Below are 26,960 nucleotides of genomic sequence, written 5' to 3' on the forward strand. Positions count from 1 at the left end.
GAAAATAAAAAGTTATTTTTTTTCCCAGCGCACCACATACCACTGCAAATAACTATTTTCATCAGGGTTAAATTCGCAGTAATTTTCTAGTAAATATTCCGCTTGGGCTTTCATAGTCTTATTTTGTGCTACGTCACGGGGTAAATCTGTGGCGTTGGTTACAACTTTTTCCAGTTTATTTAGTAATTCTGTTCTACTCATCAACTGTTCTGGTTGGTCATTTTCCAAAACAACGAAACCATCTTCTTGATACATGATTGAGTCAGCCATTTGAGAATCCCTCCACTAAATCCTACGAGTTATAACACACCCTAGTTAATTTACCACAAAAAATAAGGGATAAAATCGAACCGTAAAATATTAACATTCGATCTTAACCCCTACCCTTAAATATTGTCTTAATACAAAAAGAATTTTAATAGAAATCATGTTCCCTTTGCATTTGAGGCATTGCTAATTCAAAGTTTGAAGGATCTCTTAAAAAGCGAAATGCTTCTTCTTCGAGGCGGTGAATTAGATAAGGTTCAATAATATTTGTTTGACGCAAACAAGCCAAATACCCTTCCATATAAACCCTTAATTCTTCATAGCGACTGCCCCTGGCCCATAAATCTACCATACCATCGGTTAGTTTTTGGTAGTATCTGATAGCGATTGTATCTGTAATCATTTGTTAATTGGGTAGTTATTAAAAGTTTTATGTTATGAAATACTGAGCTTTCATATTTTCATTCTAGCTTAACTACCCGGAAAACCCACATACCAAAAGTATGTAACCATGGGGATAACCGTAGCAAGGATTACCAAAAGCACTACCCAAATGGTGGCAATGCCATCATCGGTTTCTTCTGCCGTAGAAAACGTTCCCTCGATGTTTAACTCCTGAATTTCGGGAGGACCTGGATCTTCTTTTCCTGATAATATGGCTATGATGCGATCGCCCGCATCCACCATAGCTTGATTATATTGTTGATTTTTAAGGGCATAACCAATGGTTTCTGTGGTAACGCTTTCAACAATTTCAGGGGTTAACAAATCCTGTAGAGAATTACCCACCCGAAGGCCACTGCGATTAGTTAGAGTATCAAGGGTTAACAACACCTGATTTTTTTGTTCCTCAGGAGTAGGATACCACTTTTCAAACACATCATCGGTAAAGCTATGGATAGTCGCGCCATAGTCAAGACGACGGAGGGTAATTACCCGTAATTCTTTATCGGTAGATTGGGCTAACTCATTCAACATATCATCCAATTTTGCCTCCGTGGCACGGCTAAGGGTATCGGCTTCATCTATTACCCACACCGATTCCCCCGCACTAACCAAAGGCATATCATAAACTCCTGTGGCGTAAGCATTGCCCATGCCAATACTAAATACTATGGTTAGGGTTAACCATAAACTGGTTATAATACGATACAATTTTGTCATGGTAATGTATCCTAAATCTTTAGCTGATAATTTCTTTTACATTATCTCACTCAGAGCGGATTTAGAAAAATTAACTTTACCCAAAATATCAAGGGAGTAAGACGAAAATCCTTCACCCTTTTTTTTAATTACTATCCCCTAATCATAGATTTCACAATCACTACGATTATTAATAAATCTATCAGCCACCGCAAACCAATCGCCGACGATTTCCCTTTCTTCACTAGAAGTAATTACCCTATCAATTAACGCTTTCCAATCAGGATCATTTTTTGGCAAAATTAACCCATACCTTTCACAAGTCAGGGGGGTTTCCGGTAACAAAATAAAATCTCGACTCAACGACATATTTAAAGAAGTAGCCGCCCCCAATAATAAAATACCATCATCAGCAAAAACATCTATTCTTTCATTTTCCACCGCCCTCACTCCCAAATTACTCCCACTAATTCCCCTAAATAAACTAATTTGTGCTTCAGGAAACCTTTGCTTAACATATTCTTCCGTGGTGGTATTAGCCAAAACCCCAATTCTCACATCCTCAATGGCGGTATTATTTCTTAATTGATTTGCTTTATCCCTAACCGCCAAAAACTGAATCCCAGTAGAAAAAAAAGGCTCGGAAAACGAAACCTCAAAATCTTTTATTTCCCTAATACTATTTGCCCCACACTCTAAATCCACAATACCATCTTGTACAATTTGAAAACGATTACTAAGGTTAGAATTAAAAAGATGAGTTGTGATGATATTACGATTTAAAGTGTCTCTTAACTCGTTTTTGATCAAATTAACTAAATCTAAACAAATTCCCTGTAACTCCCCATTACTATCCCTATAACTAAAAGGAATTTCATTATTGTTTATACCAATCCTCAACAAACCCCCTGACTCAATTCTTTCCAATACCGTCTCCGCTTTGGCAGAAGAATTAACCAAGAAGTTAAATCCTAAAAATAGACTAACAGTAAAGACTTTGATTAGTTTTTTTCCCATCATTGGTATTAATAATACTAAATCCTGTTTCAATCATATACTGATCAAGGCATGGAAAAGGGGACGGGGAATAGGTAAAAGATATTTGGTATTGCTGATTTTGAGTATGGAATATTATTGAATTACAGTAAATGTATAGTATTAAAACTATTATTACTATTGCCCATTACCCATTCTCTATTGCCAAACTAAACTAAAAATTATACCTTAATTCACCAACGCCAGATATTTATTGTTTATTGTTGATTGTCAATTGTTACACGGTGAATAATAGTCAACTTTACTAATCGAATTTGGTATAAAAAGATAAGATGATTTGTGTCTTTGTGAGACAAAAAAACCCTCTCCTAGCCAGAGAAGGGTTAATGATACAACCATGAAAAAGATAATTGGCATTGCTGATTTTGAGTATGAAGCATTATTGAATTACAGTAAATGTATAGTATTAAAACTATTATTACTATTATCGATTACCCATTTCCTATTGCCAAACTAAACTAAAAATCATACCTTAATTCACCAACGCCAGATAATTAATTCATCGCCACACTTTCAACCACCTCAGGGGATTGAACAACTTTATTACCAAAACGAGGATTATTAAGGGCTACTTGTTGATAAGACTGGGTAACTTGAGCGTTTACTGCCACGGTTTTCACATCATATAACTGAGTAGCTAACTTAGGGTATAAACCCACCCCGATGATGAGGATGAGGAAAGAAGCTGCGATAAAAATTTCTCTGGGTTTAGCGTCTTCATATTTTGCATTCATGGGCAAGATACAGTCATTACCAAAACATACAGGCTCGTCATTATCTTCATCTGTGTTGATTATATTGGTAGGTACTCCCAAATTACACATTAAAGTTTGATCTGAGCTATAGAATAACTGTCTTAACATAGATAGTAGGTAAATGGGAGTTAAGATTAAACCCACGGCACTAAGGAGAATGGTTACGGTGCGGAAATTTGAACCATAAACATCGCTGTTGCTATATCCCACAAATACTGCCAATTCACTGACAAAGCCACTCATACCGGGTAAGGCGAGAGAAGCCATGGCCCCTGCGGTAAATAGAGCGAATACTTTAGGCATCACTTTACCTATATTACCCATTTCATCTAAATACATGGTCTTGGTGCGATCGTAAGTTACCCCGGCAAGGAAGAATAACAAGGCGGCGATTAAACCATGGGAAAGCATTTGTAACATAGCCCCACTAATACCTAAGTCGGTAAAGGAAGCGATACCGATTAACACAAATCCCATGTGAGACACAGAGGAATAAGCTAAACGACGTTTCATGTTGGTTTGGCCAAAGGAGGCAAAAGCACCGTAAATGATGTTTACTACCCCGAGGATAACCAGGAGAGGGGCAAAATAAATGTGGGCTTCGGATAATAAACCAAGATTAAGACGAATTAAGCCATAACCACCCATTTTTAATAAAACTCCTGCCAAAATCATGGAAACGGGAGAAGATGCTTCTCCGTGGGCATCGGGTAGCCATGTATGGAGGGGAAACACTGCTAGTTTAACACCAAAGGCAACTAATAAACCACCGTATAATAATAATTTGAGGGTGAGGGGATAGTCTTTTAAGCCTAATTCTACCATGTCAAAGGTGATACTTCCTCCGCCGTATAATGCCATACCTAATCCTGCGACGAGGATGAAAATGGAAGCAAGGGCGGTATAGAGTAAGAATTTGGTGGCAGCGTAGCGACGTTTTTTACCTCCCCAGATGGAAACCAAAAGATATACAGGAACTAATTCTAATTCCCACATGATAAATAGTAGTAGTATATCTTGGGCTACGAATACGCCGATTTGGGCTGAGTACAATAATAATAGTAAAAAGTAAAATAATTTCGGTTTACGATCTACTTGCCAAGCGGAAAAAATAGATAGGGTGGTGACAAATCCTGCTAACAAGACAAGGGGCATGGATAAACCATCTACGGATACTGCCCAGTTTAGTCCTATTTGGGGTATCCAGCTATAGCTTTCTATTAGTTGTAAGTTGGCGTTATTTGTGTCGAATTGTTGCCAAAAAACGTAACACATTAAAATAAAATCGGTAATGCCTACTCCCAACGCATACCATCGAAGAGTTTTACCTTGCTTGTCGGGAATGAAGGGTATGAGCAAGGCTGCGACCAGAGGCAGGACTATAATTGCGGTGAGCCAAGGAAATTGATCCGCTATCATATGCACTTTTATTATATTTTTTTATTAGAGTGGAATAATTATACCATGCTTTTGTAACGTTTTGTAAAATTTTGTAAAAACTTTTTTCTCTAGGGCATAGTTTTTGATTTGGGAGAGGTTTTAGTTATCGGTTTTCCGTAAGTCGTGGATGAATTTTCTGAACTAAAATAGTAGCTATAGTAATAATATTTAGGTTTTAAGAGCAAAATATATGGCTACAAGTAGTAATTTTCGTGGGGCAATTAAAAACGCCCAAAATAAGGCTTTAGTAGGTCCTAATGTCATTCCCAATGCGTTACCATTTTTGGGCGGTGGCTTGGTTTTAACTGCTGTGGGTACTTATGGCGGTTTGGGGGTGCTTCGCTCTAATCCTGGTATTTTTATGACCACTTTTTTTGTGGCGTTAATTGCTGAGTTGGTGTTATTTTTTGTGGTGCGAGGTATTGCGGAAAAGGCAAATAATTCTACTGCTTTACCTCTTTTGGCGGTTTATAGTCTTTTGTCTGGTTATACTCTCAGTGGTTTGGTTTACGTTGCGTTAGGCACTGAGGGAGTGGGTATAAATGGCGTTGCGATCGCAGCTTTGGGCTGTGGTGTAACTTTCATTGTGGCCCGAAATATCGGCTCTAATTTGTCGGAGGAAGATGGTTTAGCACTTACTAAAACTGTATCCATGGCGATGATTGGTTTGGTGGTGGTGTTGGTAGGACAATTAATTTTTAGCTTATTTGGGGTATATACTCCTAGTTGGTTGGAAGTAGGTATTTCTGGTTTTGGTGTTTTTCTTTTTGCTGGGGTTTCCGTGGTGGATTTCTATATCTTACCTCGCACCTACAGAGATGAACAATATCTGAGCGCGGCTTTATCGATGTATCTTACCTACATTAATTTATTTGTGTTTATTCTTCGACTTTTAATCGCTATTAATAGCCGTGACTAATGTGAAGTTATCAACGTCTTTTCACATTACCTCTCAATGACTATAATTTGATTTTGTCTAACGGCGATCGCCCTTTCCCTTGAAAAACTGGAAGTTTGAGAGCCGTTAGGCGCATCTATTAAATTAACAACTGCTTCTATTTGCTCGAAAGTTGGCATTTTAGGCAAATTTTGTCTTAAAAACAGTTTTATAACCCTTCTTTGTAAACTTAGGGGCTTATCCTGCAACTTTTTACGGTCGATGGTATCTCGATTGACCGCTACTTCTTCAAAAATTAATTGAGCTTGGAAATCTAAAAATTCTCGATCAGCCCTTAGAATCTCAGCGGTTTGAGCGATGTGATTTTCTACTTGGGGATTAAATTCCTTTTTTAGATAGGGAATTAAGTCAAGGCGGATGCGATTACGGGCAAATTTTTTATTTTGGTTATAGCTATCTTCCCAAACGGGTAAGTGGTATTTTTGGCAAAAATCCTTGGTATCCTGACGACTAAAACCCAACAAGGGGCGCACTAATTCTACTTTTTCGTTTAATTTTCTTGTCCAATATAATGAGGTTAAACCACTACTTCCTGAGCCTCTCATTAAATTATATAAAAAAGTTTCGGTGCGATCGCTCTTAGTGTGTGCCGTCACCACATAATCAAAACCCTGACTTAGCGCCACATCCGTTAATACCTGATAACGCCATTTTCTTGCCGATGCTTCTTTTTCAGGGATTTTATCCTTTGCCTTTTCCAAATATAAGTCAAAACCCCAATCACCTGCTATAGCTTCAATATGTTCTCCTAAACCCTCATCCAACGTCCAATTATGGTCACAATGGGCGATCGCCACTACCCAGCCCCACTTATCCTGTAAATCTAAAATAAGACGAGTCAAACAAAGGGAATCCTGTCCCCCAGATAAAGCCACAAGGATTTTACTATCTTTTGGCAGAATTTGTCTGTTTTTCAAGAGTTGATGTAACCTTGCATGGTAATCACTCCACATTTCCTATTACCAAAAAAACCGAGTTGATTATAAAAAAATTCATCTCCCTTTTCAAAGGAAGATGCCAAAGGAACAAAGTTTGTGATAATTCAAAAAACTTAATCCTTGTATAAGAAAAATTGTCAATTTACCGAAAGCCTTTGACGAGGATTGAACTCGTGACCTCACCCTTACCAAGGGTGTGCTCTACCACTGAGCTACAAAGGCATATGGGCCGAGCTGGATTTGAACCAGCGTAGGCATAGCCAGCGGATTTACAGTCCGCCCCCATTAACCACTCGGGCATCGACCCTTGTGTTTCCACAGTTAATTATTATAGCTAACCCTTAATCAAAATGTCAACATAAATTTTCAAAAAACATTATGCTTAACTTGACTTCGGAATAAAATTGACCGTTTTTAAAAGTTTAAACAATTAACAATGAATAATTAAACTATTATCTATCACTCCTACTCCCCATCTCCCCAACACTTAATCATACCTCTAACTATTAAGCCCAATTTAGTCAACGGTTTTGTTGAATATTCGGGCAAATTTTATCATCTAATCTTTCAGCAAACTGCCATCCCAAAAGAATCCCTTTTAACTCAGTGCGTAAAATTTGTAACTGCTCAATTTGTTGTTCTATGTTGTCCAATTTATCCAATAGAACTTCCTTAGCAACACCGCAAGGAATATCACCTTGATCATAAATTTTTAGAATATGTTCAATTTCTTTTAAACTTAAACCCAAAGATTGCGATCGCCTAATAAAACTAAGACGATTAAAAATAGATTGATCAAATAAACGATAACCCGCCTTACTACGGGTAATATGAGGATTCAACAGCCCCAAATCATCATAATAGCGGATAGTTTTAATGGGAATACTGCTAACCGAAGCAACCTCACCGATTTTTAAGAGATTTTGTTGATGACTATGATTAATAATCACGATAATCTTGTTTTCTACGTAATACAGGAAGGGGTTCGACAAAAGTGTTATCCCCCTCAGGTAAATAACGACGGGGAATTGAACGAGGTTTTTTCTTCTTCTGTATTTGTTGAGCTTGTAACCAACGCATCATCAACCCCATGATAACTAACACCAGTCCAAAAGATAACAGACTCCAACGTTCACTAAATCCCCCCATGGCCAAATCTACTGCTCCAAAAATGACAATAAAAGCAGAAATAGGCTCTTGACGATAAATAGATTTTAAAGATTTGGGAAATTTAGATTTCATAAACAGATAGTATGGTTTGATGAAAAAGGATTTTGGTAGCGATAATACATAACAATGGACAACAAACACCAATAAGACTTCTTATAACTTCATTATAGAGCCTAGTTTATGAGATGAATTATTTTCCTTGATGTATGAATAATCCCTAGGCCACTAAAATTTGTTCACAAAGTTTATCCTCTAACTCTATTTCCTCCTGATGGGTTACCTTAATGGCCTGTTTCATAATTTCTCCAATGTTCATTCCTTGATGATACTGATTCAACCATTTTTGAGCCTGATTACCTTCTTGTAATATTCCCCTAACAGGGCTGAGAAAACAACTAAAACCCTTTTCCCTAGCCACAGGAAATAACTCCGTCAACAGTTGCTCTATCCATTCTTTCGCCACAATTTTTCTACCATCTTGCCAGTGAAAAAGTTGACCATCTAAACTATTTTTACTCACTTCCTGTTCATTGTATTTAACCATATTAAGTAATTCGGTTTCCAAATTCCCATGACTAATACTACTTTGTTGCAAAGGATCTAAATTTTCATTCTCCAACACTTGCCAAATTCTTGCTTCTAAAAAGGCTGTAATGGCTAAAAGATGGATAGGATTTAAAACCAAATCGGATATTCTCAATTCCAGACGATTGAGACTATAGGGACGATTATCACCGTTAGGACGCACGGAACACCACAGATGTCTTACATTTTGCATTGTACCCAGGAGGAGTTGTTGTTGTGTCCAATCGATAAAGTGTTGATGATTATGAAATAAAGGGACATCTTTAGGAGTATGGGGAAATAAATGCCAACGGGTAGAGTGATAACCAGAAGGTTTGTTATCAAGGAAGGGAGAGGAAGCACTAAGAGCAAGAATGAGAGGGGCTTCTAGTCTAATGAGGCGATAAGCCCTAATGAGGGTTTCAATATCATCTATGCCGATATTAATATGAATACTGGCGGTGACGATATTGGTATGATAAGTGTTTTCGATATAATCATGGTAGTGATTACTCGGATCTGAACGATAAAAACGCTTACTATCTCCTAAAGAAAGGGTGCTACCTGGTACGATGGTATAGTTTCCCACAGATTTTAGATAGTTTCTTAAGTCTCGGCGGGGACGTAATAAGGCGCAAAGGAGACGATCATAATTACAAAGAGGAGCGGTGGTATATTCGACGTTACGATTATCAGGCTCTCTGACGAAACCATGTAAGTCTCTGACAATTTGACTAGAAAGCCCCACTACTTCTCCTTCTGGTGTTCCTGTATAAACTTCAACTTCAAAACCTTTTGATAGTAGCACCGCTTTTCCTCAATTTCTATGAATCATTTCACTCCTAATTATAAAACCAGAAAGGCTATTGAACAATTAGGGTTTGTGGGAAAAGGTGCCGTGGGGAAAGGGGGGAAATAAGAATTAACGGTTTTCAATTATTTTGCTAATTTTCAATCATCTCATATATTAATCCCGACAAAAATAGTCGGGTATAGTTGACAGTTTAAAAGGGAGTTGTTATGCTTATGTTTAAGCAATCATAAATTAATTAGAAATTTCCAAATAAGTAGTTAAAAGCACACGGAGAAATAAAGTATCATGACAACTGCGATCGCAACTGACACCACCAAGAAAAAACCCACTTTCACCAAATTAGTATCCAAAGAAGGGGGAACAGAATATCCCCTTAAGGCGATTAACATTTGTGAAGAAACTTTTGCTCCCTTAGAAGTCGCTTACGATTATGATGAAATTCGTCGTCAAGTAAGCCGTGAAAGTATTGCGGCCGGACCAAACTCCATTTGGCGCTATAAAGCATTTTTGCCTGTGGAAACCGATAACCCCATCGATGTGGGTACAGGAATGACTCCTTTAGTGAAGTCTGATCGTCTTGCTCGTCGCTTAGGTCTTAAAAATCTCTACATTAAAAATGATGCTGTCAATATGCCCACCCTTAGTTTTAAGGATCGGGTTGTCTCCGTTGCTTTAACTCGCGCCCAAGAATTGGGTTTTACTACCGTATCTTGTGCAAGTACAGGAAACCTTGCTAACTCCACCGCTGCGATCGCTGCCCACGCTGGTTTAGACTGTTGTGTTTTTATTCCCTCTGACTTAGAAGCAGGTAAGGTATTAGGTACTTTAATCTACAACCCTACCGTTATGGCGGTGAAAGGAAATTATGACCAAGTCAACCGTCTTTGCTCTGAGGTGGGCAACACTTATGGTTGGGGTTTTGTGAACATCAACCTCCGTCCCTACTACTCCGAAGGCTCAAAAACCCTTGGTTATGAAGTAGCGGAACAACTAGGCTGGAAATTACCTGATCACATTGTTGCTCCTTTGGCTTCTGGTTCTTTATTCACCAAAATTTATAAAGGATTCCAAGAATTTGTCAAGGTTGGTTTAGTGGATGATAAGGATGTTCGTTTCAGTGGGGCGCAAGCGGAAGGATGTTCTCCCATTGCTCAGGCTTTCAAAGAGGGTAGAGATTTTGTTACCCCTGTTAAACCCAATACCATTGCTAAATCCATTGCCATTGGTAATCCCGCTGATGGTGTTTATGCCCTTGATATTGCCCGTAAAACTAATGGTAATATTGAATCTGTGACTGATGCCGAAATCATTGAAGGTATCAAACTTCTAGCTGAAACCGAAGGTATCTTCACCGAAACCGCTGGGGGTACGACCATTGCTGTACTCAAAAAATTGGTAGAAGCAGGAAAAATTGACCCTGAAGAAAGTACCGTTGTATATATCACGGGTAATGGTTTAAAAACCCAAGAAGCTGTACAGGGTTATATTAGTGAACCTTTATTAATTGAGCCTAAATTAGACAGTTTTGAAAGAGCTTTAGAACGTTCTCGCACCTTAGATCGCCTAGAATGGCAACAAGTTTTAGTGTAAGATAGATTCTCGAACGGGGGGTTTTTATGCCCCTTGTTTTTCCCAAGACTTTTTAAAGGTCTTTTTTTTTGTAAAAATTACTATTTATAAAATAATATTTGTAGAACAATGGCAGTAAAAGTATTAATTCCTACCCCTTTACAAAAATTTACTAAGGAAGAGGCGATCGTGGAATGTGATGCTACTAATGTGGCAACTTTAATTGATGCGCTTGAGACCAATTATCCTGGTATTAAAGCCCGTCTTTGTGATGAGCAAGGCACTCCCCGTCGTTTTCTAAACTTTTATGTTAATAGTGAAGACATTAGATTTTTAGATAACACTGATACGACTTTAAATGATGGGGATGAAGTAAGTATCGTTCCTGCTGTGGCTGGGGGCTAGAGCTGAATTGATGACTTTTCAGTTTAAAAAAGTCTCAACAACATCTTTGAGGTGGGCAATACCCACCGTTGTCATTAATAAAAAACAATACTTTTTGTATTGTTAATATCGTTGCAGTGACAGTTATTGTTCACTGTAATTTTTTTATGATCAAATTATCTACATTTTTGAAACTTTTACGATGGTTAGCTAAAGTAATATAATTACTTGAGAGTTAATGGTTAAATGAATGTGCCCCAAAGTTTAATGGAATTGCCTTCTGATTTAGTTCCCGAAAAAATGCCCCGTCATGTGGCGGTGATTATGGACGGTAATGGCCGTTGGGCAAAAAAACGTGCCTTACCCCGAATGGTAGGACATCAAAGGGGCGTGGAAGCCCTTAAAAATTTGTTGAGATGTTGTGATGATTGGGGGGTTGATGTTCTCACAGCTTATGCTTTTTCTACGGAAAATTGGGGAAGACCTCGTTTGGAGGTGGATTTTCTGATGACTTTGTTTGAAGGGGTTTTACGGCGAGAGTTGGCGGAGATGATGAGTGAGGGGGTAAAAATTAGATTTGTGGGGGATTTGACGGTTTTGCCGACTTCTTTACAAAGGGAAATTGCCCACGCCATGGATACTACAGTTAATAATACGGGTATTCAGTTTAATGTTGCCACTAATTATGGTGGTCGTCAAGAAATTCTCCATGCTTGTCGTCATATTGCCCGTGAGGTACAGGAGGGTAAATTGGAGGTGGAGGATATTAATGAGGAAATTTTTGAAAGTCATCTTTACACTAAGGGTATTGTTAATCCTGATTTGCTGATTCGTACTAGTGGGGAAATGCGTTTAAGTAATTTTTTGTTATGGCAAATGGCTTATGGGGAAATGTATGTTACTCCTACTTTGTGGCCTGATTTTAATCGTCAGGAGTTTTATCAAGCACTTTTGGATTATCAAAGGCGCGATCGCCGCTTCGGCAAGTTGAAGGAGGAATAGATTAATCAATGAAAGTTAAAGTCTATTGTTGATTGCTAATTGGGCGAGGATATTTGATAATTAAGATAAATAAATATAGTAATTTGATATGGCAGAAGAAAGAACCCTACCAAAATTTGATCATTCTACGGTAAAAATTTCTAAAGAAGAAAGTCTGGTTTATTACGAAGATATGGTTTTAGGACGCTTATTTGAGGATAAGTGCGCTGAGATGTACTACAGGGGTAAAATGTTCGGTTTTGTTCACCTCTACAACGGACAAGAGGCGGTTTCTAGTGGTATTGTCAAATCTTTGAGAGCTGATGAAGATTATGTTTGTAGTACCTATAGGGATCACGTTCATGCCCTCAGTAGTAATGTTCCCGCCAGGGAAGTAATGGCGGAGTTGTTTGGGAAATCTACTGGGTGTAGTAAAGGGCGTGGTGGCTCTATGCACATGTTTTCTGCGGAACATAAATTATTAGGGGGTTATGCGTTTGTAGCGGAGGGGATTCCTGTGGCTACTGGGGCAGCTTATCAAACTATGTACCGTCGTCAGGCGTTGGGGGATGAAAGTTCTGATCAGGTGACGGTATGTTTCTTTGGTGATGGTGCTAGTAATAATGGGCAGTTTTTTGAATGTTTGAATATGGCGGCGTTGTGGAAGTTGCCTGTTATTTATGTGGTGGAAAATAATAAATGGGCCATTGGTATGGCTCACGATCGCGCTACATCTCAGCCTGAAATCTACAAAAAAGCCAGTGTGTTTAATATGGAAGGTTATGAGGTTGATGGAATGGATGTTTTAGCTGTTCGTGATGTGGCTCAAAAGGCGATCGCCCGTGCAAGAGCAGGAGAAGGTCCCACCCTTATCGAAGCCTTAACCTACCGTTTCCGTGGACATTCCTTGGCAGATCCTGATGAATTAAGGGATGCGAAAGAAAAGGAATTTTGGAACGCTAGAGACCCTATTAAAAAATTCGCCCAATATCTTATTGAGAATAAGATCGTTACTCAAGCAGAATTAGATGCGATCGATAAAAAAGTAATGGCAACTATTGATGACGCTGTGAAATTCGCTGAGGAAAGCCCTGAACCCGATCCTAGCGAACTATACGACTACATTTTCGCATAATTCACAGAGTATTTAAGAGACCCAAAAAGGTCTCTTTTTTATATAAAAAATTACAGAGGGTTAAACTACAATGAAAATCAAAAGACTGTGGGAAACCATAAACTACTTTGAAATTTTTCCTTGGTTAAATTGTTTACAAAAAACGTTTAATCTTTCACAAAATAATAATTTAAAACCCAATGTAATTATGAATTTAATATTAATAATTTCCTCTGAAAGTAAATTATCAAAAAATACATTAAACTATTTAAATCAGCAAAAATTAGATGTTAAAACTATTAATAATATACAAGAAATAAACCCATCAATCTTAGAAAGAGTAACTAATATAATTTGCTTTCCAGAAAATAATAACCAATCCTTATTTAATCTAATCAACACGACATTAACACCTGAAGAAACCCTCCTTTTTGACTTCCATAATACCACCGAAGAAATTAAAAATCTATGGGGTGCTGTGGATGATATTGTCATGGGGGGAGTAAGTCAAAGTAGCCTCAAAATTGACAATCAAAAAGTAATATTTAGTGGCATGGTTTCTACTGCTAATAACGGCGGTTTTGCCTCAGTCAGAACAAAAAATTTTACTAAACCATGGGATTTGTCAAACTATCAAGGTATTCGTTTAAAAGTGCGGGGAGATGGGAAACGCTATAAATTTATTACCCGTTGCGAAGGTAAGTGGGATGGTTTAAGTTATTGTTACTCTTTTGATACTGATGGTAATGATAATATTATTGATATTAAATTCACTGATTTAATTCCCGTATTCAGAGCGAAAACCGTGCCTGAAGCAGATAAATTTGATTCTAGTCAAATGTATTCTATGCAATTGATGCTCAGTAAGTTTGAATACGATGGGGATTATAACCCGACTTTTGAGGCTGGTAGTTTTGCGTTAGAAATTGAATCTATCAGCGCCTATGGGGCGGAAAATGTACCTCAAATCTTTTTGATGGGGAATCCTAGTCAATGGCAAAATATAAGCCTTAATGGTTCATTTTTGAGAACTTATGCTGAAATACCCGAAGATTTAAATATTTAATGATTCTAATTTAATTAAAAAAAATTTATTATTATTCTAGCGACAAACTATAAGCTATTATAAAAATTTTAAAACTGAAAAAATAATCAAATTAATTATGGAAAGAAAAAAATTAGTGGCGGTAATTACAGGAATTATCTCAGTATTATTAGGGGTCGTTTATTTAATTTTAGTACAATTATTGGACTCACGGGGTGCGATGATTCCAGCGCCCCTTACCCCAGATTTATCATCCCTAACTCAAACTATTATCGGATTTTTAGCTTAAAAAAAAGGGCGAAAAATCGCCCTCATAAGATTATCTAAATTGGGGCTGATGCTGAATGAGATTCAAAAATTCCTCACGGGTTTTGTCTTCGTCTTGGAAAACCCCAATCATAGCACTGGTGACAGTCCAAGAACCGGGTTTTTGTACCCCACGCATGGACATACACATATGACTACCTTCCATTACCACAGCCACTCCACGGGGATCGAGAATAGTTTGTACAGCCTCAGCAATCTGGCGAGTCAGTCTTTCTTGTACTTGCAAACGGCGAGAATACATTTCCACGATACGAGCAAGTTTACTCAATCCCACTACTTTTTGATTGGGGATATAAGCAACATGGGCGCGTCCCATGAAAGGTAACATATGATGTTCACAAAGGCTGAAAAAGTCAATATCTCTGACTAAGACCATTTCGTTATGACCTTCATCAAAAATCGCTCCATTAACGAGCTTTTCTAAAGATTGGCTATAACCTTGGGTAAGAAACTGCATAGCTTCTGCTACCCTTTTAGGTGTTTTGAGCAATCCTTCCCGTTCTGGATCTTCTCCTACACACTCTAACATTTGATATACTGAATCCATCATTTTTTGTTTATTTTCTTCTTTGATGGCTTGAATTTGAGCTTCTTTGCCGTCGTGGGTGTTGCGATCAGGACGACTACCAACATTGTTGAATACTTCGGTAACGATGGATTGAGAATTTAGAGAGTTTTCTTTAAGAGAGTCAGAACCGTTGGAAAATACTGTCATGATTAAAGTTATAAGATTACTTGTATGGTTTTATTTGGGTTAACTATTTTGAGGATAGTTAAACAAAGTTCGATAACGATTTAAAGATCGGTTTTGATTTTATAAATAATTCTTTAAATCTATGAGTTTATAATTTACAATGCGCCTAAACTGGGGGTAACAGTCAAGTTTTCAATTACTGATGACTGGGGTAGTAAGGCGGCATGAAGGATGGTTTCGGCAACGATTTCGGGAGTTAACATGGCAGAGCGGTTAAGATCTGCGTTAACGGTGTCTGTGTCCCAGATGGGGGTATTTACGGCACCGGGGGATACGGTGGTAACTCTGATACCATTGCTTCTTTCTTCCATGGCTAAGGATTGACTAAGGGTAACGATCGCCGCTTTGCTGACGGCATAAGTACCCCATTGGGGAAAAGGACTACTGGCAGCGATGGATGCCACATTAATAATTGTTCCTTGTTGTTGTTCTCTCATGGTTGGTAATACTCCCATGATACATTGAAAGACGCTGGTTAAGTTCAGATTGATAACTTTTTGCCAATCTTTTAGGGGAGTTTCCCTTAATAAGTTGGTGTAGGCAATTCCTGCGTTATTCACTAATATATCGATGCCACCCCATTGCTCTACTATATGGGCGATCGCCCCTTGAACCTGTGACACCTCCTCAAGGTCAAAAGGATGAGTTTTTACTTGTACCCCATAATCGGTTGCTATTTTGGCGACTTCGTCCAGTTTTTGGGCAGAACGAGCGATAAGACATAGATCAATTCCTGCTTGAGCGAATTTGATGGCTACTGCTTTTCCGATCCCACTACTGGCGCCCGTGATGATAGCTCGTTTTTGATTGGGGGAATTTTCCATGATATTATTTAATCCTTGTACAACATTCGGGTTGAATGATGATCTTTCAGGTTAGCTCTATTACTTTTCCTGATTGCTTCATCGTTTTTACCCTCTACGACAGTTAAAAACCGTCTTTATGAAGTTTTGTAACAAAATTCACTTTTAAATTATAACAGTTTCTGATCCCAGAAAACACGGAATCAATGGACAATGAACAATTGACAATGGACAATTATTTTTTTTATCACCATTCCCTATTGCCTAAATTTAGCCTTCCAAGAATACGCCGATTTGACGGAACTTGTCGTAACGGAGGTTTTTACGTTGTTCTGGGGTGAGGCTAGAGAGATATTCTAAGTTATCTAAAATGGCTTTTTTGAGAATATCGGCGGCTCCAAGGGGATCAGAATGGGCGCAGTTAGGGGGTTCTGCTAAAATCTGATCGACAATACCTAAGTGTAATAAATCCTTGGCGGTAATTTTCAGGGCCAGGGCGGCTTGTTCAGATTTTTTGGCATCCTTCCACAAAATGGCAGCACAGGCTTCGGGACTAGCTACGGTGTAAACAGAGTGTTCAAAAATCATTAATTTTTCAGCTACCCCTATGCCTAAAGCACCCCCAGAACCTCCTTCACCGATAACGGTGGTAATAATAGGTACATCGAGACTGAACATTTCTCGCAGATTATAGGCGATCGCCTCTCCTTGCCCCAATTTTTCTGCATCTACCCCAGCGTAAGCCCCAGGGGTATCAATAAAGGTAATAATGGGCAACGAAAAACGGTTGGCGTGTTCCATCAAACGCATGGCCTTGCGGTATCCCCCAGGGGAAGCCATACCAAAATTACGGGCCACATTATCCTTGGTATCCCTTCCTTTTTGATGACCAATAATCATAACTCCTCGTCCATCGAGTCTTGCGATACCACCAATGAGGGCGGGATCATCATTCCCGCGGCGATCGCCATGTAACTCAAACCAATCATCGGTCATGGCTTGAACATAATCAAGGGTAGAAGGGCGACGAGGATGACGGGCAATTTGTAACTTTTGGGAAGGGGTTAAACTACTAAAAATCTCTAATCTGAGTTGTTCTGCTTTAGACTCCAACTCGCTGACTTGCCCAGACACATCTACATTAGTTTCCTCTGCTAGTTCCCTAATTTGATCAATCCTTGCCTGTAACTCCACCAAAGGTTTTTCAAACTCTAACAGGAAAGTACGCTTTTTTTCGGTTTTTACCATATCAGTATCTTAAAATTCTCTATCCTTATGATCTTAGGATATTCAGTATGTATTTATAAAAAGATTAATTATCAATTAACTAAATTGTCCATTGTCCATTGTCCATTGTCAATTGCCTTAGTCCATTGTCCATTGCTTTCGTTCAAGATCAATTTTCCTGAAACATACCATAAATAAGAAAAACAATCCCTATGTTAATACATACATCCGCAATATTAAACACAGGGAAATTAATTAAACGAAAATCAAAAAAATCTACCACATAGCCGAAAATAAAACGATCAATACCATTACCAAAAGCCCCTGCCAAAATTAAACCATAGCCCCATTGTTCAGGCTTCGGTAACTTCTCCATTAGTCCATAAACAATTAATACCACACTGACAAATAAAGATAGCCACCTGAGCCAAAATGCTCCCCCCGTAAAAAAACTAAAAGCCGCCCCTGTATTTTGCACATAGGTAAAATGAAATACCCCCTCCCACAGAGGAATAGTATCATTAACATTTTCAAAGGTTAAAATTGTCCAAACCTTGGTCAGTTGATCAATGATTAAACCAACGATCGCCACTAACCAAAAATAAAAATTTTTCCTCATAGTTTAGGCTATTGTTTACACTAAAATAAGGTTTATAGAAGCTAAAAGTTTTAAAGTATCCCTAGTAAAATAAAATCAGTCGAATGATAAAAGCAACGGTGGCAATGAGAGGAATTAGAATAATTTGAGAGAAAAAAGGAGTAACAGTATAAAGATTAATGGCATCGGTTAGATAATTGGGGTCTAACTCATTGCCGAAAATAGGAGTAATAAAAGTATAGCCTACTAGATAGAGAATACCGCATAGATGAACTACCAGTAATCCAAAAAAGATCGCATAGACAAATATTTCCAATCTTCTTTTGCCAGGTATAGCCAAATAACCGCATAACCAAGCCCCTGGAATAAAACCGAGAATATAACCAAAACTGGGTTGATTTAAATACTCAAAAGTTCCCCCTTGATAAAAAACAGGGAGTTTAAATAAACCTAGTACCAGATAAGCTATTTGGGCATATGTTCCAGCATTTTTTCCTCCCAAACAACCCGTTAAGAATACCCCCACCAACTGATAAGTTACCCCCAAGGAAGTCGGGGTAAAACTTTCTAAGCTCGTGCCTTGGGGAATTACAAAAAAGACCTCTACAAATGTACCAAAAACCGTGAGCATTAAACCTGTCAATGCCCACAAAAACTCATGGATAGGATTAATTTTGAGTTGGTTTTGGTCGTCTTTAGCCAATGGATTCATTTTGATAGGGGACAGGGGCTTCTCCCCCTTCTAAACCGAGGGATTCTAGCATGGCTTGATCTTCTTGGGGAGATTGCCCGAGGGTGGTTAAATAATTACCGATTAACATAGCATTAATTCCCGAAATTAAACCTTGTTTTTGCCATTCTCCCATGACGGTTTCTCTACCCCCTGCATAACGGAGAATTTGCTCTGGTAAGATAAAACGGAAAAGGGCGATCGCCTTTAGGGCTTGTAAGGGAGTTAATTTATTCTGCTCTCCTAGGGGTGTACCTTCTCGGGGATTAAGTAAATTAATAGGCACGGATTCTACTTCTAATTCTCGCAAAGAAAGGGCTAAATCAACCCGATCTTCCCAACTCTCTCCCATACCCATAATGCCCCCTGTACAGGCTTGTATGCCAACGGCTTTGAGGTTTTTCACCGTATCTACCCGATCTTGCCAAGTGTGGGTGGTAACGATTTTTTCATAAAAATTCGCCGATGCCTCAAGGTTATGGTTATAGCGGGTTACCCCTGCTTCTTTGAGTTGTTGGGCTTGTTCTTGGGTAATCTCCCCTAGGGCGCAACAGGGTTTTACGTTGGTTTCCTCAATGATACGGCGTACGGTGGAGATAATTTGGGCAAATTCGTTGGTTTTAGGGCTATTATATTTTATTCCTCGCCCTTGGGATACTAAACAAAATCTTTTTGCCCCCGCCGCTTCTGCCGCTTTGGCATATTCTAAAATTTCATCTTCGGTTTTTAAACCGTAAACGGGGGAGTCTTTTCCCTGGTGGTGTACCGATTGTGAGCAAAAACTACAGTTTTCTGAACAATTTCCCGATTTAACGTTAACGATACTACATAGGTCAACTACATTACCACAACGGGCCTGACGAATACGATCAGCATTTTCACACAACAAAAGGATATTTTCTTCTCCTTCGATGGTGGTAATTTTTAAGGCTTCTTCTCTGGTAATCTGTTCACCGTCTATGATGCGATCGCTCAATTCCCTTAACCATAGCGCAAGGGAATCATTACTATCGGTGGAAATATTGTTAACTTTTTGTTCTGGCTTACTAATGGTGTTTACCACAAATACCGTCCCCTCATAATATGTATATTACTTGACAATTTCATCTAACTCTTAGTGAGAAGATTCTGAAATAATCACCCCAAAATTATACCCTAAAAATCCATGGTCAATGGAACATAACATAGACAAAAAATAAATACTTATTTACTACATCTTTGGGGAGAAAAAAATTAGACTTGATTCTGCTATAACAGTGAAAACACTTAAGATAAATGTAAATTTAAATAAAAAACGAACAAAACATAAATTATCAGGTAGAATCATAACGAAATATTATGGTTAAACTTTATTTTTAAACAAAATCGGGAGGTAAAGGCTATTAATACTTTTATTCAGACAAATTCATCAAGCACATTCACCCAAGACTATAACCAAGTAGCTTTGGAAATTATCGGCAAAAATCCCCTCCAAGGGGAGGTAAGAATCAGTGGGGCAAAAAATTCAGCCCTAGCCATTTTGGCAGGAACTTTATTATGTAGTGAAGAATGTCGCTTAACTAATGTTCCCACCCTTAAAGATGTGCAATTTATGGGTCAGGTGTTGAACGCTTTAGGGGTTAAAATAGAACAAAATCAAGATGTATGGGATATTGATGCCCGTCAATTAAAAGACGCTCAAGCACCCTACGAGTTAGTATCCCAACTTCGTGCTAGTTTCTTTGTTATTGGGCCTATTCTCACCCGTTTAGGGGTTGCCCATGTGCCTTTACCGGGGGGATGTGCGATAGGTTCTCGTCCTGTTGACCTTCACGTCAGAGGGCTTCAGGCTATGGGCGCTGATGTGATTATTGAACATGGGGTGGTTAATGCTTCGGTGAAGGGGGGTAAAAAAAGATTGCAGGGCGCAAATATATTCCTTGATTATCCTAGTGTGGGCGCTACGGAAACTATCATGATGGCGGCAACCCTTGCAGAAGGTGAAACCATTATTCAAAATGCTGCTCAAGAACCTGAAATTGTTGATCTGGCTAATTTTTGCAATAGTATGGGGGCAAAGATTAAGGGCGCTGGGACAAATACTATTATCATTGAAGGGGTTAAAAGTCTGCATACCACTGATTATGCGATTATTCCCGATCGCATCGAAGCTGGTACATTTTTAGTGGCTGGGGCTATCACCCATTCTCCCATTACTCTTACGGCCGTTAACCACGAACATTTGATTCCTGTGATTGCGAAGTTGGAAGAAATTGGCGTCGGAATCGCTAAAGAATCAGAAACCAGTCTTAGGGTTATCCCTGGGGAAATTCGCTCAGCGGACATCGAAACTGCTCCTCATCCCGGTTTTCCTACGGATATGCAAGCCCAATTTATGGCGCTATTGACGGTGGCTCAGGGGAATAGTGTGATTACTGAAACGGTGTTTGAAAATCGTTTACGTCATGTTGCTGAGTTAAAACGCATGGGCGCTGATATTAAGGTTAAGGGTAATTGTGCTGTGGTCAAAGGTATTTATGGTCTTTCGGGCGCTCCTGTTATGGCTACGGATTTAAGGGCGTCCGCTGCTTTGGTTATTGCTGGTTTGGCGGCAGATGGCAAAACTTTGGTACAAGGATTACAACATCTTGATCGAGGTTATGAAAATATTGAACAAAAGTTACAAAGTCTTGGAGCTAAAATTAAACGTATTCAGTATCGTGGCTAACGTTGTTTGATTTTTTTATATTTTTAAAGCGTTTTGCCTAAGGAGTTATGCTTCAAGCTGAACGCTTTTTTTGTTGACTTTTTCTCTCGGATGGTTCATAATGTAAGTATGTTTAGTATAATTAGAATCTAACCACTCATAATTTAAAATGAATAGATTCCCATTATAAAACAATAATAACAGACTATCTCCCTAATAGTCAAAAAAACCGCAATTTTTGTGATATAAATTTACAAACCAATTTGACGGACAACGGTTAGGGCTGAATAACTAACCCCTGCAGTGCCTTCTCCTGGATGTACAGAATCTCCCACTAGCCAAAGATTTTTAATGGGGGTACGGGGGGCAAATCCAAAGGGGCCGAAGGTACTAATTCTTTGTCCCACACCACCGACGATGCCATCTTCTCGGGCGGTATATTTAGCGAAGGTAAGGGGTGTTGCCACTTCTTGATGGATGATATTTTCAGGGGTAAGGTGAAAGTATGTCCCTAACCGTGCGATCGCCCTTTGGCTGTATTCTTGTTTTAATTGGTCATAATCAGCTTTATTTTTATTCCACCAGAGGGCAGTATCGGTGAAGGAAGAAGCGATAATAGTTCTTTTGCCCTGGGGCGCTCGTCCATCATTAGGTTTACTCACGGACACAAACAAAGAGTTAATTTCGCCAATGGGTTGATCATAGTCATAGAGAAATTGTAAATGGGGAGGGCAATTTTCAGGGATAGCAGATTCATCAACTCCTAAATAAATAACAAATGCTCCCGATGCAGGTTCTAACTTTTGCACTCTTTTACCATATCCATTGGGTAAATTATCAGTCATTTTTACTAAATTATTTACCGTAATATTACCCACCACATGATTAGCATTTTCTTGAAAAATTTCACCTTTTTTCTTATTTTTAATAGTGACCCCTTTTGCCATGCCATTTTCCGTGTGTATTTTTTCCACAAAATAACCCATTTTTAACTTGCCACCATATTTTTCTAGGGCAGTGACGAGGCGATCGCACAATACCTGCATACTACCATCTAAATGATATAATCCTTGGGGTTCTTGGGATACAGAAAGAGCAGTAGCAGCATATAACAAAGCCGTTTCCTCACTGTTTACCTGAGAATATAATTTAAGCTGTAAATCAAGGAAAGTTTTTAAGCGGCGATCATCTTTTAATCCTAACAAATTAAGCAAATTAGCTACCGTCATAAAAGTAAAAGGTACAGTAACAAAAGTATCGAGCCTTAAAGCCTGAATAAGCTGAAAAAAATCCCACAAATTGCGAGGAGGTAACACAGGATCTCTCCCTTGAAAACGCCAACTTGCATCAAACAAAAACTTAAACAAAGACCAAAAATTTTCACTATTCGGAAACTGTTTTTCCCTTTCTTGTTGCCATTTTTGAGGATTTCTCCACACCATAATGGGTTCTTTTTCTTCTGGCAAAAAAACCGCACAAGCAGGATCACAAATTGTCATCGAAGGTAATTCAACATCCAATTCCTTAAAAATACGCTCATGAATGCCCCCCTTTTCTAATCCTGCCACCTGAGTAGCCCCTACATCAAAAGTAAAACCCCTACGCTTAAAGGTAGAAGCACAACCCCCCGGTACGATGGCTTGATCGTAAATTGTCACATCATAGCCCCTTTTCGCCAACAAAGCCCCTGCTGTTAATCCACCTATTCCCGCCCCAATGACCACAACTTTTTTCACAACTTAATCTTTATGCCATAAATTACTTAATATTTCTTAATTATAAACTCTCAAAGATTTTTAGGTAAAAGGCAAAAGATTATTGAGAATGAATAGTAGATTAGATAATGATGTTTTGTTGTTTATTTTTTAAAGGCTATTCTATGCCCAAACTATTGATATTTATTGTTTAACTTGTGTTCGGGATTTGTTAGTATGCTAGGGGACGTACCATGGTACGTCCGTACAGGTTGCAGGTTATATTGAGTTTGAAAAATTAGTTATAAATAGATTATATCTTCGCATTTACCCCACTATGTAATGAATTACAAGGCTAACGGTAGTTCGTTCAATAAATTGAACTTATTGATAAGTAATAAAGCGGACTTGATATTAAAGGTGGCATAGTATAGTTTATTAATTGTCTATTGTTTACACCACGACACCGAATTTTTATTAAAACCTAACACCCCATAAGCAACACCTAAACAGTGGCTAACATTTGCAATTTATATAAACTGGCATATAAACCATTTTCTGCCAATAATTGATCATGATTACCCGATTCGATTAATTCCCCTTGTTTAAGGACTAAAATTTTATCCACATTACGAATGGTAGAAAGACGGTGGGCGATGATAATAGCGGTTTTATTGATTAATAATTCATCTAAAGCCTTTTGGGTGTCGGCTTCTGTGGAAACGTCTAGGCTGGAGGTGGCTTCATCCAAGACTAAAATATTGGGGTTACGAATAGCTACCCTTGCAAAAGCCAGTAATTGTTTTTGCCCTGCGGATAGGTTTGCACCCCTTTCCCGTAATTGGGTGTTGTAACCTTGGGGCAATTCTTCGATGAGAGGCTTTATGTTGGTGAGTTTGACGGCATTTTCTATTTCATCAAAATCATAGGTTTCTCCTAGGGTGATATTTCTTTTCACATCCCCTGCAAAAATGAAACTTTCTTGTAATATGACCCCGATATGGCTTCTTAATTCGGCTTGGGTGATGTCTCGGATGTCGATACCGTCCACTAAAATTCTACCTTGGGTGGGTTCGTATAAACGACAGAGAAGCCTGATGATGGAGCTTTTACCTGCCCCTGTGGGCCCTACGAGGGCGACTTTTTCTCCCGGGCGAATGGTGAAGTTAAGGTTTTTGAGTACATATTCATCAGGTTTATAGCCAAACCAGACATTTTCAAAGCGAATTTCCCCTACGGCATCTTGGTTGGCGTTGTGGTGGTTTAGGCTAATGTCATTATCCTTATCTTGGATTTCGATGGGAATATTCATCAATTCGGAAATACGTTCGATAGCTGTAAATCCTGCTTGGAACATGGTAAACTTATCAGCGAACTGTCTGAGAGGATCGAATAATCGTTGGGAATAGAGAATAAAGGCGGATAATGTACCATAGTTGAGGTTATCTCCTAATATTAGCACCCCTCCGATCCAAAGGACAACGGCGATCGCAACTAGGGAAATCCATTCAAGGGTAGCCGATACCGCTGAATCATGGAAAATTGTTTTATCGACGGCCAATCGATAACGCTCATTGACAGTGCGAAATAGTTCGCTATTATGTCTTTCACGGCGAAATAATTGCACAATATTAATACCTACCACATTTTCTTGTAGCATGGCATTTAAGACGGATAATTCTTCCCTTGCCACATAGTTAGCTTTACGATATTGCTTTTGGAAATAAACGATTAAAGCTGAAACAGGAATTAACATGAATACCAACAATAGGGCTAACTGCCATTGAAGGGAAACCATGGTAATGATAATCGCTAAAATATAGATAACATCACTAAGAATACCTATAGCCCCAGTGGCAAAGACATCTCCTAAGGCTTCTACGTCATTAATTAACCTTGTGACTAATTTTCCCACGGGGGTTTTATGGAAAAAATTAGATGATAATGAAGTAACATGATTAAATAAATCTTGACGAATAAAAGCGGTAATTTCTTGCCCCACTTTTTGGACTAAAAAACCTTGCCAAGCTAAAAAAATTGTCCGAAAAATAATTGTTCCTAGTAAGATAAAGGCTAGTAGATTTAAACCTTCTGCAACGGAATAAGACTCTAAAAAACCCCAAGTATCTTCCCCTCTTAATAAAGAAATACCTTGTCCGACAATTAAGGGTTGAATGGCTCCCGCTATGGATAAGGGAATTAACAATATAAAAGATAATAATAGTATGGGAGATTTTCTTTTAGCGTAGGGTAAAATTTTTAAGACTAATCCCCAATCGTTATTTTTTGTTTTTGATTTCATTCTCTGTGTTATCAATTAATGTATGTAGGGTTTGCAGCAAAAAGTGAAGTAATTGTATCAGGGAATAGACAATAGGTAATGGTTTTCATTTTTTTATTTTTTTCAAAAAAGCCTTATTTTGGCGGAATGTCAATTGGTGTAGAATTTTTTGAAAGAGTTGACTATCTTATCGCTGTAGGGGGCATAACGCCAGTTTAAATCGCCCCAGAAATAACGAGATAAGACGGCTTTTTGGTGGGAAAAAGTATCAAAGCTGGTTTTGCCATGATATGCCCCAATACCGCTATCCCCTACCCCGCCAAAGGGTAAATCTTTTACCCCTACTTGCATGATGGTTTCGTTAAAACATAATCCCCCTGATGAGGTTTCATGGAGGATACGTTTTTTGTTGTCTGAGTTGTTGGAGAAAAAGTAAAGGGCAAGGGGTTTGGGTTTGCTGTTAACGATGGTGATGGCTTCATCAAGGGTATTGTATTCGAGGATAGGCATAATAGGGCCAAAAATTTCCTCTGCCATGATGGGAGAGTTGAGGGAAACGTTATCGATGATGGTGGGGGCGATATATTTATCTTCTCGGTGGGTTTTTCCCCCTAGGATAATATCACCATGGTTTAATAGTTGTTCTAGTCTGTCAAATTGTTTATGGTTGATGATACGGGCAAAATCGGGGCTTTGGTGAGGATTTTCGCCAAAAAATTCGTGGACACATTGTTTGATTTCTGTGATAAGTTCTTGTTTGATGGTTTTATCTACGAGGATGTAATCGGGGGCGATGCAGGTTTGCCCTGCGTTGATGAATTTACCCCAAGTAATTCTTTTGGCGGTAATTTTGAGGTTGGTTTCTTTATCAACGATGCAGGGGCTTTTTCCTCCTAATTCGAGGGTGACGGGGGTTAGTTGTTTGGCGGCGGATTCCATGACAATTTGCCCAATTTTTGTGCCTCCGGTGAAGAAGATATGATCAAATTTGGTATTTAGTAATTCTTGGGCTATTTCTACTCCTCCTTCTTGGATGCAGATGTAGTCGGGGGGAAAGATGTCTTTGATTAATTCGGTGATGAGGGCGGAGGTGTGGGGTGCTAATTCTGATGGTTTGAGCATAGCACAGTTTCCCGAGGCGATCGCCCCTACGAGGGGGGAAATCATTAGGGTAAAGGGATAATTCCATGGCCCTATAATTAATACTACCCCCAATGGTTCAGAATGGATTTTGGCACAGGCGGGAAAGTTTTCAATGCCGGCGCTTACTCGTTTTGGTTTCATCCATTTTTTGAGGTTTTTAATGGCGTAGCTGATTTCGGAAATAACTGCTAATTCAAAACAACCTTCTAATTTTGGTTTACCTAAGTCTTGATTTAAGGCTTCTAATATTTTATCTTGTCTAAGGGCGATCGCCTCTTTTAATTTTTTCAACTGTTGTAACCGAAAATCATAGGATTTAGTTGCCCCTGTGGCAAAAAATTTCCTCTGCTCATCCACAAAAGATTGCATAGAATAACTGGTAATAGTCATAAAATAAAAAAAATATTAAGATAGCAATACCTCTCTAGGATAACAACAAAAAACCTTGCTCCTAAGACACCCCGCATAACTTGAGTTAAAGATAAAATTTATAGTCTTGTCAAGGTGTACGCAATGGAC

The 26,960-nt window shown here is 38.7% G+C and carries 26 protein-coding genes and 2 tRNA genes; 8 read left to right on the forward strand and 20 right to left on the reverse strand.

Annotated features, from left to right (window positions below; genetic code table 11):
• Positions 1-12: 12 nt before the first annotated feature.
• The 5 genes from IQ215_RS01120 to IQ215_RS01140 form a co-directional block, all read right to left on the reverse strand.
• Positions 13-270 (reverse strand): chlororespiratory reduction protein 7, encoded by a 258-nt coding sequence (locus tag IQ215_RS01120; RefSeq protein WP_193799486.1) that lies wholly within the window; start codon positions 268-270, stop codon positions 13-15.
• Between the two features lie 145 nt (positions 271-415).
• Complete coding sequence (locus tag IQ215_RS01125) at positions 416-670, reverse strand: DUF6761 family protein (protein ID WP_193799487.1); 255 nt, start codon at positions 668-670, stop codon at positions 416-418.
• A 68-nt stretch (positions 671-738) separates the two neighbouring features.
• Positions 739-1,431 carry a photosystem II repair protein Psb32 gene (psb32, locus tag IQ215_RS01130; RefSeq protein ID WP_193799488.1) on the reverse strand — a complete coding sequence of 231 codons (693 nt, stop codon included), beginning with the start codon at positions 1,429-1,431 and terminating at the stop codon, positions 739-741.
• Positions 1,432-1,569: 138 nt separating this feature from the next.
• Positions 1,570-2,430 carry a transporter substrate-binding domain-containing protein gene (locus IQ215_RS01135; protein WP_193799489.1) on the reverse strand — a complete coding sequence of 287 codons (861 nt, stop codon included), beginning with the start codon at positions 2,428-2,430 and terminating at the stop codon, positions 1,570-1,572.
• 530 nt (positions 2,431-2,960) lie between these two features.
• Positions 2,961-4,640, reverse strand: coding sequence for an NAD(P)H-quinone oxidoreductase subunit 4 (locus IQ215_RS01140; RefSeq protein ID WP_193799490.1), 1,680 nt, complete (start codon positions 4,638-4,640; stop codon positions 2,961-2,963).
• Between the two features lie 211 nt (positions 4,641-4,851).
• On the opposite strand from IQ215_RS01140, the gene IQ215_RS01145 reads away from it, so the two are divergent.
• Positions 4,852-5,580: a Bax inhibitor-1/YccA family protein gene (locus IQ215_RS01145; protein ID WP_193799491.1), complete on the forward strand. Its 729-nt coding sequence runs from the start codon at positions 4,852-4,854 to the stop codon at positions 5,578-5,580.
• Positions 5,581-5,606: 26 nt separating this feature from the next.
• Here the strand turns inward: IQ215_RS01145 and tilS are convergent, their stop codons facing one another.
• The 6 genes from tilS to gshA form a co-directional block, all read right to left on the reverse strand.
• Positions 5,607-6,572 (reverse strand): tRNA lysidine(34) synthetase TilS, encoded by a 966-nt coding sequence (gene tilS / locus IQ215_RS01150; protein ID WP_193799492.1) that lies wholly within the window; start codon positions 6,570-6,572, stop codon positions 5,607-5,609.
• A gap of 135 nt (positions 6,573-6,707) precedes the next feature.
• Positions 6,708-6,779 (reverse strand) — tRNA-Thr (locus IQ215_RS01155).
• Positions 6,780-6,782: 3 nt separating this feature from the next.
• Positions 6,783-6,864, reverse strand: a tRNA-Tyr gene (locus tag IQ215_RS01160).
• A gap of 214 nt (positions 6,865-7,078) precedes the next feature.
• Positions 7,079-7,507 (reverse strand): MerR family DNA-binding protein, encoded by a 429-nt coding sequence (locus IQ215_RS01165; protein ID WP_347239011.1) that lies wholly within the window; start codon positions 7,505-7,507, stop codon positions 7,079-7,081.
• Positions 7,497-7,799: a hypothetical protein gene (locus tag IQ215_RS01170; RefSeq protein WP_193799493.1), complete on the reverse strand. Its 303-nt coding sequence runs from the start codon at positions 7,797-7,799 to the stop codon at positions 7,497-7,499. Before IQ215_RS01170 ends, IQ215_RS01165 begins: the two co-directional genes overlap by 11 nt.
• Positions 7,800-7,944: 145 nt before the next feature.
• The gene (gene gshA / locus IQ215_RS01175; RefSeq protein ID WP_193799494.1) at positions 7,945-9,099 is read right to left on the reverse strand and encodes a glutamate--cysteine ligase; all 1,155 of its coding nucleotides are present in this window, start codon (positions 9,097-9,099) and stop codon (positions 7,945-7,947) included.
• Positions 9,100-9,390: 291 nt separating this feature from the next.
• On the opposite strand from gshA, the gene thrC reads away from it, so the two are divergent.
• From thrC to IQ215_RS01205, 6 genes are all read left to right on the forward strand, one after another.
• Positions 9,391-10,695 carry a threonine synthase gene (thrC, locus tag IQ215_RS01180; protein ID WP_193799495.1) on the forward strand — a complete coding sequence of 435 codons (1,305 nt, stop codon included), beginning with the start codon at positions 9,391-9,393 and terminating at the stop codon, positions 10,693-10,695.
• Between the two features lie 108 nt (positions 10,696-10,803).
• The gene (locus tag IQ215_RS01185) at positions 10,804-11,079 is read left to right on the forward strand and encodes a MoaD/ThiS family protein (RefSeq protein ID WP_193799496.1); all 276 of its coding nucleotides are present in this window, start codon (positions 10,804-10,806) and stop codon (positions 11,077-11,079) included.
• A 225-nt stretch (positions 11,080-11,304) separates the two neighbouring features.
• The gene (locus IQ215_RS01190) at positions 11,305-12,060 is read left to right on the forward strand and encodes an isoprenyl transferase (RefSeq protein WP_193799497.1); all 756 of its coding nucleotides are present in this window, start codon (positions 11,305-11,307) and stop codon (positions 12,058-12,060) included.
• Between the two features lie 88 nt (positions 12,061-12,148).
• Complete coding sequence (gene pdhA / locus IQ215_RS01195) at positions 12,149-13,174, forward strand: pyruvate dehydrogenase (acetyl-transferring) E1 component subunit alpha (RefSeq protein WP_193799498.1); 1,026 nt, start codon at positions 12,149-12,151, stop codon at positions 13,172-13,174.
• Between the two features lie 187 nt (positions 13,175-13,361).
• Positions 13,362-14,219 (forward strand): CIA30 family protein, encoded by an 858-nt coding sequence (locus IQ215_RS01200; protein WP_241735219.1) that lies wholly within the window; start codon positions 13,362-13,364, stop codon positions 14,217-14,219.
• Between the two features lie 97 nt (positions 14,220-14,316).
• On the forward strand, positions 14,317-14,487 hold the full coding sequence (locus IQ215_RS01205) for a hypothetical protein (protein ID WP_193799500.1): 171 nt from the start codon (positions 14,317-14,319) through the stop codon (positions 14,485-14,487).
• 30 nt (positions 14,488-14,517) lie between these two features.
• Here the strand turns inward: IQ215_RS01205 and folE are convergent, their stop codons facing one another.
• From folE to bioB, 6 genes are all read right to left on the reverse strand, one after another.
• Positions 14,518-15,240 carry a GTP cyclohydrolase I FolE gene (gene folE, locus IQ215_RS01210; protein ID WP_193799501.1) on the reverse strand — a complete coding sequence of 241 codons (723 nt, stop codon included), beginning with the start codon at positions 15,238-15,240 and terminating at the stop codon, positions 14,518-14,520.
• 134 nt (positions 15,241-15,374) lie between these two features.
• Complete coding sequence (locus IQ215_RS01215) at positions 15,375-16,103, reverse strand: SDR family oxidoreductase (protein WP_193799502.1); 729 nt, start codon at positions 16,101-16,103, stop codon at positions 15,375-15,377.
• A gap of 249 nt (positions 16,104-16,352) precedes the next feature.
• Entirely contained in the window at positions 16,353-17,330 is a 978-nt protein-coding gene (gene accA / locus IQ215_RS01220; protein ID WP_193799503.1) for an acetyl-CoA carboxylase carboxyl transferase subunit alpha, read from the reverse strand.
• A 148-nt stretch (positions 17,331-17,478) separates the two neighbouring features.
• On the reverse strand, positions 17,479-17,928 hold the full coding sequence (lspA, locus tag IQ215_RS01225) for a signal peptidase II (protein WP_193799504.1): 450 nt from the start codon (positions 17,926-17,928) through the stop codon (positions 17,479-17,481).
• A 61-nt stretch (positions 17,929-17,989) separates the two neighbouring features.
• Positions 17,990-18,619, reverse strand: a complete 630-nt coding sequence (locus tag IQ215_RS01230; protein ID WP_193799505.1) for a biotin transporter BioY — start codon at positions 18,617-18,619, stop codon at positions 17,990-17,992.
• Positions 18,603-19,658 carry a biotin synthase BioB gene (gene bioB / locus IQ215_RS01235; RefSeq protein WP_347239013.1) on the reverse strand — a complete coding sequence of 352 codons (1,056 nt, stop codon included), beginning with the start codon at positions 19,656-19,658 and terminating at the stop codon, positions 18,603-18,605. Before bioB ends, IQ215_RS01230 begins: the two co-directional genes overlap by 17 nt.
• Before the next feature lie 423 nt (positions 19,659-20,081).
• Between bioB and murA the strand changes: the two genes are divergently transcribed.
• Entirely contained in the window at positions 20,082-21,344 is a 1,263-nt protein-coding gene (gene murA / locus IQ215_RS01240) for a UDP-N-acetylglucosamine 1-carboxyvinyltransferase (RefSeq protein ID WP_206688472.1), read from the forward strand.
• A gap of 230 nt (positions 21,345-21,574) precedes the next feature.
• Here the strand turns inward: murA and crtD are convergent, their stop codons facing one another.
• The 3 genes from crtD to IQ215_RS01255 form a co-directional block, all read right to left on the reverse strand.
• Positions 21,575-23,059 carry a C-3',4' desaturase CrtD gene (gene crtD / locus IQ215_RS01245; protein ID WP_193799507.1) on the reverse strand — a complete coding sequence of 495 codons (1,485 nt, stop codon included), beginning with the start codon at positions 23,057-23,059 and terminating at the stop codon, positions 21,575-21,577.
• 463 nt (positions 23,060-23,522) lie between these two features.
• Positions 23,523-25,319 carry an ABC transporter ATP-binding protein gene (locus tag IQ215_RS01250; RefSeq protein WP_193799508.1) on the reverse strand — a complete coding sequence of 599 codons (1,797 nt, stop codon included), beginning with the start codon at positions 25,317-25,319 and terminating at the stop codon, positions 23,523-23,525.
• Positions 25,320-25,448: 129 nt separating this feature from the next.
• Positions 25,449-26,831, reverse strand: a complete 1,383-nt coding sequence (locus IQ215_RS01255; protein WP_193799509.1) for an aldehyde dehydrogenase — start codon at positions 26,829-26,831, stop codon at positions 25,449-25,451.
• Positions 26,832-26,960: the final 129 nt, after the last annotated feature.

Origin of the sequence: Cyanobacterium stanieri LEGE 03274, assembly GCF_015207825.1 — a bacterium.
GTDB classification, from domain to species: Bacteria; Cyanobacteriota; Cyanobacteriia; order Cyanobacteriales; family Cyanobacteriaceae; genus Cyanobacterium; species Cyanobacterium stanieri_B.